General features: G+C 57.8%; 11 protein-coding genes. 8 read left to right on the forward strand and 3 right to left on the reverse strand.

All coding sequences use genetic code 11. The features are described from left to right. The first annotated feature begins 65 nt into the window (after positions 1–65). The 3 genes from I2I05_RS04650 (at position 66) to I2I05_RS04660 (ending at position 3,745) form a co-directional block, all read left to right on the forward strand. Entirely contained in the window at positions 66–1,634 is a 1,569-nt protein-coding gene (locus I2I05_RS04650; protein WP_196281066.1) for an acyl-CoA carboxylase subunit beta, read from the forward strand. A 128-nt stretch (positions 1,635–1,762) separates the two neighbouring features. Next, positions 1,763–2,833: a M42 family metallopeptidase gene (locus I2I05_RS04655; RefSeq protein WP_196281067.1), complete on the forward strand. Its 1,071-nt coding sequence runs from the start codon at positions 1,763–1,765 to the stop codon at positions 2,831–2,833. A gap of 111 nt (positions 2,834–2,944) precedes the next feature. Continuing rightward, positions 2,945–3,745, forward strand: coding sequence for an ABC transporter substrate-binding protein (locus I2I05_RS04660; RefSeq protein ID WP_230688157.1), 801 nt, complete (start codon positions 2,945–2,947; stop codon positions 3,743–3,745). Here the strand turns inward: I2I05_RS04660 and I2I05_RS04665 are convergent. Together I2I05_RS04665 and aroB are read right to left on the reverse strand one after the other, a co-directional pair. Then, positions 3,729–4,973, reverse strand: coding sequence for a 3-phosphoshikimate 1-carboxyvinyltransferase (locus tag I2I05_RS04665; RefSeq protein ID WP_196281068.1), 1,245 nt, complete (start codon positions 4,971–4,973; stop codon positions 3,729–3,731). The two genes, I2I05_RS04660 and I2I05_RS04665, sit on opposite strands and share 17 nt — an antisense overlap. Before the next feature lie 60 nt (positions 4,974–5,033). Continuing rightward, complete coding sequence (aroB, locus tag I2I05_RS04670) at positions 5,034–6,080, reverse strand: 3-dehydroquinate synthase (RefSeq protein WP_196281069.1); 1,047 nt, start codon at positions 6,078–6,080, stop codon at positions 5,034–5,036. 225 nt (positions 6,081–6,305) lie between these two features. On the opposite strand from aroB, the gene I2I05_RS04675 reads away from it, so the two are divergent. Next, a complete protein-coding gene (locus I2I05_RS04675) occupies positions 6,306–6,713 on the forward strand; it encodes a hypothetical protein (protein ID WP_196281070.1) in 408 nt (135 codons plus the stop codon). Between the two features lie 35 nt (positions 6,714–6,748). Then, positions 6,749–7,159, forward strand: coding sequence for a hypothetical protein (locus I2I05_RS04680; protein ID WP_196281071.1), 411 nt, complete (start codon positions 6,749–6,751; stop codon positions 7,157–7,159). Here the strand turns inward: I2I05_RS04680 and I2I05_RS04685 are convergent. Continuing rightward, positions 7,154–8,248: a chorismate mutase gene (locus tag I2I05_RS04685; RefSeq protein ID WP_230688158.1), complete on the reverse strand. Its 1,095-nt coding sequence runs from the start codon at positions 8,246–8,248 to the stop codon at positions 7,154–7,156. The genes I2I05_RS04680 and I2I05_RS04685 overlap by 6 nt on opposite strands. A gap of 177 nt (positions 8,249–8,425) precedes the next feature. Between I2I05_RS04685 and I2I05_RS04690 the strand changes: the two genes are divergently transcribed. From I2I05_RS04690 to I2I05_RS22440, 3 genes are all read left to right on the forward strand, one after another. Further along, positions 8,426–9,625, forward strand: coding sequence for a proline dehydrogenase family protein (locus I2I05_RS04690; RefSeq protein WP_196281073.1), 1,200 nt, complete (start codon positions 8,426–8,428; stop codon positions 9,623–9,625). Positions 9,626–9,780: 155 nt separating this feature from the next. After that, the gene (locus I2I05_RS04695) at positions 9,781–10,320 is read left to right on the forward strand and encodes a hypothetical protein (RefSeq protein WP_230688159.1); all 540 of its coding nucleotides are present in this window, start codon (positions 9,781–9,783) and stop codon (positions 10,318–10,320) included. Between the two features lie 173 nt (positions 10,321–10,493). Continuing rightward, a complete protein-coding gene (locus I2I05_RS22440) occupies positions 10,494–11,363 on the forward strand; it encodes a hypothetical protein (RefSeq protein WP_394368724.1) in 870 nt (289 codons plus the stop codon). Positions 11,364–11,556: the final 193 nt, after the last annotated feature.

Consider the following 11,556-nt stretch of genomic DNA (forward strand, 5'->3'; position numbering starts at 1 on the left):
CCCGTAACCTACCTTTGGCCTCCCACTACCGCGCTCCAGTCCCACCCGCGCGCTTATCCCTGCTCATGCCCGACCCGCACGCTCACGCCCACTTGTCCAAAACCGAACTGCTGGCCCGCAAAAACGAAGAAGCCCTCCTCGGCGGCGGCCAGGCCCGCATCGATTCCCAACACAAAAAAGGCAAACTCACCGCCCGCGAACGCATCGACCTGCTGATAGACGAAGGTTCGTTTGAGGAAATCGGCAAGTTTGTGATGCACCGGGCCAAAGATTTTGGCCTCGACAAAGAGCATTACCTCGGCGATGGCGTGGTGACAGGCTACGGCACCGTGAACGGCCGTCTGGTGTATGTTTTCTCGCAGGACTTCACGGTTTTCGGCGGTTCGCTGAGCGAAACCCACGCCGAGAAAATCGTAAAAATCATGGACCTGGCCATGAAGAACGGGGCGCCCGTTATTGGCCTCAACGATTCGGGCGGCGCCCGCATTCAGGAAGGCGTGGTGAGCCTGGGCGGCTACGCCGACATCTTCTATAAAAACACCCTGGCCTCGGGTGTGGTGCCGCAGCTGTCGGCCATCATGGGGCCGTGCGCGGGCGGCGCGGTGTATTCGCCGGCCATCACGGACTTTATTTTGATGGTGGAAAACACGAGCTACATGTTCGTGACCGGCCCGAACGTGGTAAAAACCGTGACCCACGAGGAAGTAACCAGCGAAGAACTTGGTGGGGCCAGCACCCATTCGGCCAAGAGCGGCGTCACGCACTTCAGCTGCGCCAACGAAGTGGCCTGCATCACCCACCTCAAGCAGTTGCTGAGCTACATGCCGCAGAACTGCGAGGAAACCGCGCCCGCGCAGCCCTACGATGCCAGCGCTGACGAAAGCCGCCCGGTGCTCGACACGCTAATTCCCGATAACGCCAACCAGCCCTACGACATGCGGGAAGTGATTGAAGGCCTTATCGACACGAATTCTTTCCTTGAAGTTCACCAGAATTTCGCCGAGAACATCGTCGTTGGCTTTGCCCGGTTGGCCGGTCGCAGCATCGGCATTGTGGGCAACCAACCGGCTGTGCTTGCCGGTGTGCTCGACATCAACGCCAGCACCAAAGCCGCGCGCTTCGTGCGGTTCTGCGATTCGTTCAACATCCCACTGCTGGTGCTGGAAGACGTGCCCGGTTTCCTGCCCGGCACCGACCAGGAGTGGCGCGGCATTATCACCAACGGCGCCAAGCTGCTTTATGCTTTCTGCGAAGCCACCGTGCCGCGCATCACCGTCATCACCCGCAAGGCTTACGGCGGCGCGTACGACGTAATGAATTCCAAGCACATTGGGGCCGACATGAACTACGCTTGGCCCACCGCCGAAATCGCCGTAATGGGTGCCAAAGGCGCGGCCGAAATCATCTTCAAGCGCGAAATCGCCACCGCCGACGACCCAGCCGCCAAGTTGCAGGAGAAAGTAGACGAGTACCAGGAGAAATTCGCCACGCCGTACCGTGCCGCCCACCGCGGCTTCGTAGACGAGGTGATATTGCCCTCGCAAACTCGGCAAAAGCTCATTCGGGCGTTTAAAATGCTGGAGAATAAAGTAGATGTGCTGCCGCGCAAAAAGCACGGCAATATTCCTCTGTAAAAACAAACCCGAACGTCATGCAGCGCGCAGCGAAGCATCTCGCTCCGTTCGTTGTTTCAATTTGATTACTACCACACGCGAGATGCTTCGCAGCGCGCTGCATGACATACTAACACCCTACCACTCTTATGCGTCCCGAGTCCTTCGCTTTCCTTCAAACCTACCTCAATAACCCCTCCCCCACCGGCTTCGAGAAAGAGGGCCAGAAACTGTGGCTGGAATACATCAAACCGTACATCGACGAGTACTTCGTGGACACGTACGGCACAGTGGTGGGCGTAATTAATCCCAAAGCGAAGTACAAGGTGGTTATCGAAGCGCATGCCGATGAGATTTCCTATTTCGTGAATTACATCACCAAAGAAGGCTATCTCTACCTGCGCCGTAACGGCGGTTCCGACCCATTGGTGGCGCCCAGCAAACGGGTAAATATCTTCGGCGAAAAGGGCATTGTGAAGGCCGTATTTGGCTGGCCCGCCATTCACGTGCGTAAGGTGGAGCAGGACAAGGCGCCCACCATTGAAACAGTGTTTTTGGACTGCGGCGCGAGCAGCGCCGAAGAAGTGGAAGAAATGGGCGTGCACGTGGGCTCCGTGGTCACGTTTGAGGACGAGTTCACGGTGCTGAACGACAAGTTTTACGTGGGCCGCGCGCTGGATAACCGCGTGGGTGGCTTCATGATTGCGGAGGTAGCGCGCATGCTGAAGGAGAACAAGAAAAAGCTCCCCTTCGGCCTCTACATTGTAAATGCGGTGCAGGAGGAAATTGGCCTGCGCGGCGCCGAAATGGTGGCCCATCGCATTAATCCCGACGTGGCCATCATCACCGACGTGACGCACGACAGCCAGTCGCCGATGTACGAGAAAAAGACGGCCGGCGACATTTCCTGCGGCAAGGGGCCGGTTATCACTTATGGCCCGGCGGTGCAGAACCACCTGCGCGACCTCATCATCGACACCGCCAAAAAGGCCGAGATTCCGTTCCAGCGCGCTGCCGCCACCCGCGCCACCGGCACCGACACCGATGCCTTTGCCTACTCCGGTTCCGGCGTGGCCGCAGCCCTGATTTCGCTTCCGTTGAAGTACATGCACACCACCGTTGAAACCGTGCACCGAGATGACGTGGACAGCGTGACCCGCTTGATTTACGAAACGCTGCTCCGCATCGAGGATAACCACGATTTCCAGTATTTCAAGTAAGCAGTTTTCTTAATTTGTCTTTCTGAACGCAGGAAAGGACCTTATCACGTTGAAGCGACTCGCTCAGCCGTGATAAGGTCCTTTCCTGCGTTCAGTAGAAGAATTTTTCACATGGATTTACCGCCTATTCTTTTCCTGCCGCTCACTGTGACCGACCAGATGGGCCGCCGCGTAGCAGTGCCTTTCCCCCCGCAGCGCATCGTTTCGCTGGTGCCTTCGCAAACGGAGCTACTGTTTGATTTGGGGTTGGGTGAAAAAGTAGTGGGCGTCACCAAATTCTGCCTTCATCCAGCCGAAGCCCGCTCGCAAGCCACGGTAATCGGCGGCACCAAAAACTTCGATTTCGACAAAATCGCCGCTCTAAAACCCGACCTGATAATCGGAAACAAGGAGGAAAATTACCAACCCGGTATTGAGCAGCTAGACGCCCATTACCCGGTGTGGCTAAGCGACATCAGCACCCTGCCAGAAGCGCTGGATATGATTCGGCGCGTCGGACTTATCACCGGCACCAAGGACAAAGCCGCCGCCCTCGCTAGCGAAATAGACGCTTCATTTGCGAAGCTAAACGGGCCTGAGCCAGCAGCGACGGTGGCGTACTTCATCTGGCAGAAACCCTACATGGTGGCCGCCACCGGCACGTTTATCGACGACTTGCTGCACCGCGCTGGCTTCGTCAACGCCTTCGCCGGCTTGACGCGCTACCCGGAAATCACCGCCGAGCAACTCGCTGCCACCGTGCCCCAGCGCATTTTCTTGTCCTCCGAGCCGTATCCGTTCGGAGAAAAGCACCTCGCGGAATTTCAGACAATCTGCCCCGGGGCGACGGTTGAAATTGTTGACGGCGAATTATTCAGCTGGTACGGCAGTCGCTTGCTGCAGTCTGCCGCTTATTTCAGTCGGCTTCGGTAACGGTGAATCCAATTTTGGCCAGTTCTTTCCAGAATTGCGGGTAAGACTTTTTCACCACCGTGGGCGACTCGATAAAGAGGGTGCCCAACACGGCCAGCGGCGCGAAAGCCATCGCCATCCGGTGGTCGTGGTAAGTAGCCACCGACTGTCCATTCACCTTAAACCCGGTTGACTCGGCTTGGAAGCGCCCTTCGCCCGCATCGCGCAGGTCGCCACCGAATTTGGCCAGTTCCGTTTGCAGCGCCGCAATGCGGTCGGTTTCCTTGATGCGCAGGCTTTCCAGGCCCGTCATCTCCACCGGAATGCTGCGGGCGGCGGCCACTACGGCTACGGTTTGCGCTAGGTCCGGGCAGTCGGTAAAATCAAACGCCAGCGCCGGTGCTCCTGCCGCCACGGGCTGCTGCCTGAGGTGCACCCCATCCGGCAAAAACGTAGTCTCCACGCCAAAATGCGCCATCATGCCCACGATGGCTTGGTCGCCTTGCAGCGACGCCTGACGCAACCACGGCAGCGTAATTTCGGAGCCCGCCGGCGCCAAAGCCACCAAAGAATACCAGTAGCTGGCCGCCGACCAGTCCGATTCCACCGTGTAATCGGTGGGCTGATACGGCGTGGAACGGACCAGAAAGGTGTCGCCTTCCACCGAGTAGTCGGCCCCGAAAAGCTTCATCAGGGCCACGGTCATGTTGATGTAGGGCCGCGAGCCGATGTGCCCGGTGAGTTGCAGGCGCAGCCCGCCCGGCAGCCGGGGTCCCACCATCAGCAGGGCCGAAATATACTGGCTGCTGATATCGCCGCGCACGGCCAGTTCCGTGGGTTCAGCCCGGCTGGGCACATCGGCAAAACCCGCCAGCTCCAGCGGCGGAAATCCTTCGTTGTTGAGGTAGCTAATGCGCGCCCCGGCCTGGCGCAAGGCATCGACGAGCACGGCAATGGGCCGCTCCTGCATGCGGGCGGTACCGATGAGCCGGCCGTGCCAGTCCGTCACGGCCAGGTAGGCCGTGAGGAAGCGCATGACGGTGCCCGCGTCTTCGGCATCGAGCACGGCGGTGCTGGGCGCGGCGGACAGCAGGCGGCGCATGAGTTGGGTATCGTTGGCATCGGAGAGGTTGCGGAGGGTGCCGCCGCCGGCCAGGGCCTGCAGGATAAGGGCGCGATTGGCTTCGCTTTTGGAAGCTGGAAGTTGGGCGATACCGTGAAGCGGACCACCAGGCCAAGACAATTGCATATAGTTAAGGAACGCACGCCTGCGCCTGAATGAAGTAGTAAGAAGAAAGTGTGCGTGAAGCTAGGCCGACAACCGATGGTAGTACCGCAGCGACTCGGCAATTTCAACCACCGTCACCGGCTGGTCAAATACGCCGTTGCCAATGCCATTGAGCAGCGTGCAATTGATGGTGTTGCCCGCGTTTTTCTTGTCTTGCAGGGCAAACTCGGCGATGGCATCCGTTTCAAGGCTGACAAAAGCAATTTTATCAAATACCGAGAACACGAAGGTTTCGATTCTGTCTAAATCGTCAGAACTCAGCAGGCCGCGCTGCACCGAAAGCCAGCTTTCGCATACCAGGCCCGCGGCCACGGCTTCGCCGTGCAGGGCTTCGCGGCTGGGCTGGGTGAGAAGGTAGCTTTCGAGGGCGTGGCCCACGGTGTGGCCGAAGTTGAGCAGCTTGCGCGGGCCGCTTTCCAGCGGGTCCTGCGCCACGATGCGCTGTTTCAGGGCCACCGATTCGCGGATGATGTCCGTCCAGTCATCGGTGAGCCAGCCCAAGCGGCGGTTCTGGTCAAAGGCGGCGGCATCGGCAATGAGCCAATGCTTGAGCACTTCGGCATAGCCGGATTTTAGCTGCCGGGGGTCAAGCGTTTGCAGAAACTGCGGCTCGATAAAGACGGCCGCCGGGGCCTGAAACACGCCCAGTTGGTTTTTATAGCCCTGAAAATCAACGCCCGTCTTCCCCCCCACACTGGCATCGACCTGCGCCAGCAGCGTGGTGGGCACCTGCACAAACCGGATGCCGCGCTTATACAGCGCCGCCGCAAAGCCGCCCAAATCCGTGACCACGCCGCCGCCCACGTTCACCAGCACGGCGTGGCGGTCGGCGCGCTGTTCGGTGAGCGTACTCCAAACGGTGGTGCAGCTTTCCAAAGTTTTGTATTCCTCGCCGGCCGGAATTTCGATGAGGCAATAATCAGGCGGCAAGTGTTTTTCCAACAAGGGCAAGCACAGGCGCGAGGTATTGCCGTCGGCCAGCACAAACACGCGGGTTACGGCCGGCCGGAACAACAACTCGGCTAAGGCCGGCAGGGCCTCGGGCCCGATTAGAACAGAACTATCCATGGGACAAAAGTCAGGATAAAAATTTGTGAGCCGCTGCTATACCAAGCAACCTTGTGGCGGAGTTAGCGGTCATGCGCTTGTAATCACGCTCTGCTTCCGGTTAGAAGGCACCGCAACGACCCTTTTAAGCCTTGGGCAACTTCGCTTTTTTTGCTTTGGGGAAGCTGCTGCTGCTGGCCTCGGCTATCAACTATACTCGTCGCTAACTGGTTTTATTTCTTAATTATGCACTCTTTATCCCGCTCCTTCCGACTTATTGCCCTGGCGACGCTCAGCCTTCTGGCTGGCTGCAAAGAAGACGCCGAACTGGGCACCGGCCTGGCCGGCACTTGGAAGCTCACTAACCGCCAATGCTTTTGTCCTCCCAGCGCCCTACCCAGCGAAATGGTTACTTTTTCCGACACCGAATTCTATTTCTATAAAGAAAACCGGCAAACCGGGTACGGCACCTACGCCTTCGAATCGGGCAAAACCTGCGGCGGCTCGGTCCTGATTCCAGTTCTGCGCTTCGACTTTGTGAGTGACAATCGCCAATTAACCCACGCTGAGGCCACCGTAACCGGTAACACCCTTGTGCTGGATTACGGCAGCCCCTGCGATGCCCCCCGCGACACCTACCAGCGGGTGCGATAGAAATTCACTCACCTGATTTTCAGCCCCGAATAACCATGAAGCACCTCCTTGCCTACGGCCTACTATGCTTACTTGCCGCCCTCACCCTCGCCGGCTGTAAAAAGGAATCGGACGCCTTCACCGGCCTCATTGGCTCCTGGAAATTGACCAAACAGGAATGCTATTGCCCCAGCTCGCCAGTACCGAACCGCACCGTGACGTTCACCGCCACGGGCTATAAATTTTACCAAGACGGCCAACTTTCCGATAGCGGCACTTACTCCGATGCCAACATCATTCCGTGCGGAACCAATACTCTAATCCAGGTTTTGCGCCTCAAGTCCGACCATAAGGCATCGCAAGATTATATCTCAACCATTGCAGGCTCATTGTTGCAGCTAGACAGCGGCCTCAACAACAAGTGTATTGCCGATGCCGGCATAAAGTATACCTACGAGCGGCTATAGGCCCGGCCCCAAGTGCGTAGGGCCGTCTACGGGGCGCCCATTCAGCACTTCGGTCTGCTTGCGGATGCTTTCGAGGTGAATCAGCTTGTAGAGCTCGCCCACAAATTTCTCGTTTACGTGCAGCCGGGACGCCCATTCCTGGCGGGTATTAAAGATTTCCTGCCAGCGGTCAAGCTGAAGAATCTTCACGTTGTTTTCCCTTTTGTATTCGGCCAGCTCTTCTACCAAGGCCATGCGGCGGGCCAGGGCTTCTACAATCTCTCGGTCGGCCACGTCCATTTTCTGGCGCAATTCCTCGGCGTGGTTGATGAATTCTTCCGAGCTGTCGGAGGCATTGCCCCGGTACTGTAGTGCGTTGAGGATTTCACCCAGCCGCACGGGCGTCACCTGCTGCTCGGCGTCGCTCAGGGCGTGGTCGGGGTCGGGGTGCGACTCGATGATAAGGCCATCGTAGTCCAAATCCAGGGCTTTCTGGGCAATGGGCAGCAGCAAGTCGCGCCGCCCGCCAATGTGGCTGGGGTCGCAGATGAGGGGAATGTGCGGGAAGCGCGTTTTCAGCTCAATGGGCAAAATCCAGGTAGGCGCGTTGCGGTAGCGGCTGGGCGCAAACGTGCTGAATCCGCGGTGGATGGCCGCTAAGTCGGTGATGCCGGCCCGCTCCATGCGCTCCAGTGCGCCAGCCCACAGGGCCACGTCGGGGTTCACAGGGTTTTTCACCATCACGGGCACGCCGGTACCGGCCAGGGCATCGGCAAGTTCTTGCACCGCAAATGGGTTGACGGTGGTGCGGGCACCAATCCAAAGCACGTCGATGCCGTGCCGCAAAGCTTCTTCTACGTGGCGCGGCGTGGCCACCTCAATGGCGGTGGGAAGGCCGGTTTCGGCCTTCACGCGCTGCAACCACGGCAAGGCAACGGCCCCCATGCCTTCAAACGAGCCGGGCCGGGTGCGCGGCTTCCAGATACCCGCCCGGAACAAGTCGATTTTTCCCAGCGCTTTCAGGCCGTGCGCCGTGGCCATCACCTGCTCTTCGGTTTCGGCCGAGCACGGGCCCGCAATGAGAATCGGCTGACCTTTTTTGGCCAACATTCTGGTAAAGAACGTATCAGTAACTGGGGACATTTTGCTAAGGGACAAATGAGGGCGAATTCCCGGCCCATGCCGAAAAGCTCGGCAAACGTAACTCGTTTCCTCGAAACGTTGTTTACCGGTTACCTTCGCCCGCTTTCTTGGCTACGCCCCATTCCCACCCTCCAGTTGCTCCTTATGTCGCCCGCCTCCCCTACTCAGGCCCCGCCCATTTCCTTTGATGATACGCGCGTGGCTTTCGCCTCCAAGTCCGATGCCCAGTTGCGTAAAGTCTACGCCCTGTTTGCGGCTATGAACAACGGCACCTTGGTAAAAACCGGCAGCGGCCTCATGAAAGCAGCCCTCAAGTGGGGCCTGCCCGGCACGAAGTTCCTCATCAAGCATTCCATTTTTGAGCAGTTCTGCGGGGGCGAAACCATTGCCGAATGCCGCCCCGTCACCAATGAGTTGGGCAAATACAACATCGGCACCATCCTCGACTACTCGGTAGAGGGCGAAGGCAGCGACCGCAGCTACGACCACACCCGCGACGAAATCCTGGCCACCATCGAGGAGGCCCACCGCTCCAAGCACATCCCGTTTTCGGTATTTAAAGTAACGGGCGTGGCCAACGTGGCCATCCTCGAGAAAATCCAGGCCGGCAAGCTCCTCACTGCTGATGAAGAAGCCGCGCACGCCCGCGCCGTCGCCCGCGTCGAGGCGCTGTGCGCCCGCGCCCACCAGCACGGAGTGCGCCTGTTTGTCGATGCCGAGGAAAGCTGGTTTCAGCACACCATCGACCAACTGACTTACAACATGATGGCCAAATACAACCGCGAAACGGCCATCGTCTGGAACACTTACCAGCTCTACCGTCATGACCGCCTCGATGCCCTCAAAGCCGCGCATGATGCCGCCGCCGAGGCCGGCTATTACATCGGCGCCAAGCTGGTGCGCGGCGCCTACATGGAAAAAGAAGCCCGCGTAGCCAAGCAGCGCGGCTACGAAAACCCCATCAACCCCACCAAAAACGCCACCGACGCCCTCTATGACGAGTCGCTGAGCTACTGCATCGACCACATCGACCGCATCAGCATTTGCGCCGGTACTCACAACGAGGCCAGTTCCCTACTGCTCACCCAACTCATGCAGCAAGCCGGCATCGCGCCGAACGACCCGCGGGTATGGTTTGCCCAACTCTACGGCATGAGCGACAACCTCACCTACAACCTGGCCAACGCCGGCTACAACACCGCCAAATACCTGCCCTATGGCCCGGTAGCTGCTGTGATGCCCTACTTGTTGCGTCGGGCCGATGAAAACACGGCCATTGCCGGCCAAAGCAGCCGCGAATTTCTCCTCATCCAAAAGGAAATCCGCCGCCGCCAGCAGCAGTAACCCAAGCCGGTTTCGAGGGTTGGCTTTTGCCAATCAATCGCCGGAAAACGGTCATGCCAAGGTTTTGCCTGGTATGACCGTTTTGGTTTTTATCGGGTACTTCTAGAGTTGAATAGTGTTGGTGCAGGGCCGTTCATTCAGCATTCCCGGCTCATATGCCGGCTATTCAAGCTCAACTGTTGACTATTTCGGAACGATTCTGGCAGGGACAGCCCCCACATGGCGTTAATTATCCGGCCAGGGCAGTTCTCAATTGCGGTGCCTTCCCATTTAATTTCGCTAATTTTCAGCCCCTAAACCGGTTTTTGCTCATTTGTTGCCCTGCCATGATTGGTCGCATACGCACTTATTTAATCCGTTATTCCCGCCAACAATCCGGAACCGTAAGCTACCTCACGCTGGTGCAGGAAGCTGAACTGGGGTTAAATCTGGAGATTTCGCACGAAAAATCCCGACTGAACGAGATGCTTGCCGAAATATCCATGACGGAGCACGAAGAAGGACGCCCACCCCTCAGCTGCTTGGTTAAAGTGCAAGGCTCAAAAGGGCAAGGCGACAATTTTTATAAGCTCTGCGAAAAGATGGGAATGGGCGAATGGCGCACGCTGAAGCAGAACGAAGATTTTTTGAAAGACCTTATTGGCACGTGCCGGGAATTCTGGCGCGATGAAACGAATTTTCAAAAATTCTCTTGAGCCAGTTAATGGCTGATTTCTAACGCTGGTATCGGTTTTAAGCTCGTGGGTTGGACACCGAAGTGAATGAATGGAAAATTAGTGGGATGTAACCTCTACTGCGGTGGTCCCGTTAAGGTCCTCAACCAGCCGCTAGGTTGGCTTATCCTTCCCACATTTCCACTTCTTTCACCATGAATACCAACGATCAAAACAACCCGCAGAACACTGGTACTGGCGCAGGCTCTAACTACGGCACCCGCAACACGGGCACTGGCCTGGGCAACAGCACCGGTTCAAGCAACGAAGGCACCAGCTACAACGCTGGTACCGGCAGCGACAGCGGTTTTGGCACTTCCACTACTTCCGGCGCTTCGCTGGGCAATACGCCTACCAACTCGGTTGAAGGCGATGATTTCAGCGCAACTGCAAAGGGCGCTTCTGTTGCCGGCACTCCCGGCGCAGTAGTAGGACGCGCCATTGATGGCGTGCAAAATACGGCCGACCACGCTGCTCATGCAGTTACCGGTCAGCCTTACGACTCGACTCCCAGCACCAACATGAGCGGTATGTTCCGTGACCGTGACAGCGCTGAGCGTGCTTATCAGTCGCTCTCGTCGCGTGGCTACGGCAAAGACGATGTGAACGTGCTGATGTCGGACGAAACCCGCAAGACTCACTTTGGCGACAACACGCCTAGCACTGAACTTGGCGACAAGGCCATGGAAGGCGCTGGCGTTGGTTCGGCCATCGGTGGCACGGCTGGTGCAATCATCGGCGCCATTGCTGCCATTGGTACTTCGGTAGCCTTGCCCGGCTTGGGCCTTGTTATTGCTGGTCCGTTGGCCGCTGCATTGGCTGGTGCTGGTGCCGGTGGCCTCACGGGTGGCCTAGTAGGTGCCTTGGTAGGCTCGGGCATTCCCGAGGAGCATGCTGCTGAGTACGAAACCGGTATCAAAGAAGGCGGCATCGTGATGGGCGTGAAACCCCGCAACGAAGAAGATGCTCGTTACTTCGAAGAGGAGTTCCGTCGCCACAACGGCGACAAGATTTACAAGTACTAATCTTGCTCCCAGGCTTCGGCCTGACAATTAAAAAAAGCCTTCCCCGCTTGGGGAAGGCTTTTTTTTGCAACTTCTACCCGCCCAACCTAGTCTGTATATCAGGAAAACCAGCGATGCGCCTATTCGGGCACTTATTTCACCCGTGTAGGCGTTTTTGACGTAAGTAATGAGCCCCGGCCATTGCTTCGTGCTC

This window comes from Hymenobacter jeongseonensis (assembly GCF_015694725.1).
In the GTDB taxonomy this organism is placed as follows: domain Bacteria; phylum Bacteroidota; class Bacteroidia; order Cytophagales; family Hymenobacteraceae; genus Hymenobacter; species Hymenobacter jeongseonensis.

Excerpts from the sequence above, each read along its gene's own strand:
- I2I05_RS04650 (WP_196281066.1), top strand. The coding sequence starts at position 66 with ATGCCCGACCCGCACGCTCACGCCCACTTGTCCAAAACCGAACTGCTG.
- I2I05_RS04655 (WP_196281067.1), top strand. The coding sequence starts at position 1,763 with ATGCGTCCCGAGTCCTTCGCTTTCCTTCAAACCTACCTCAATAACCCC.
- I2I05_RS04660 (WP_230688157.1), top strand. The coding sequence starts at position 2,945 with ATGGATTTACCGCCTATTCTTTTCCTGCCGCTCACTGTGACCGACCAG.
- I2I05_RS04665 (WP_196281068.1), bottom strand. The coding sequence starts at position 4,973 with ATGCAATTGTCTTGGCCTGGTGGTCCGCTTCACGGTATCGCCCAACTT.
- aroB (WP_196281069.1), bottom strand. The coding sequence starts at position 6,080 with ATGGATAGTTCTGTTCTAATCGGGCCCGAGGCCCTGCCGGCCTTAGCC.
- I2I05_RS04675 (WP_196281070.1), top strand. The coding sequence starts at position 6,306 with ATGCACTCTTTATCCCGCTCCTTCCGACTTATTGCCCTGGCGACGCTC.
- I2I05_RS04680 (WP_196281071.1), top strand. The coding sequence starts at position 6,749 with ATGAAGCACCTCCTTGCCTACGGCCTACTATGCTTACTTGCCGCCCTC.
- I2I05_RS04685 (WP_230688158.1), bottom strand. The coding sequence starts at position 8,248 with ATGTTGGCCAAAAAAGGTCAGCCGATTCTCATTGCGGGCCCGTGCTCG.
- I2I05_RS04690 (WP_196281073.1), top strand. The coding sequence starts at position 8,426 with ATGTCGCCCGCCTCCCCTACTCAGGCCCCGCCCATTTCCTTTGATGAT.
- I2I05_RS04695 (WP_230688159.1), top strand. The coding sequence starts at position 9,781 with ATGCCGGCTATTCAAGCTCAACTGTTGACTATTTCGGAACGATTCTGG.
- I2I05_RS22440 (WP_394368724.1), top strand. The coding sequence starts at position 10,494 with ATGAATACCAACGATCAAAACAACCCGCAGAACACTGGTACTGGCGCA.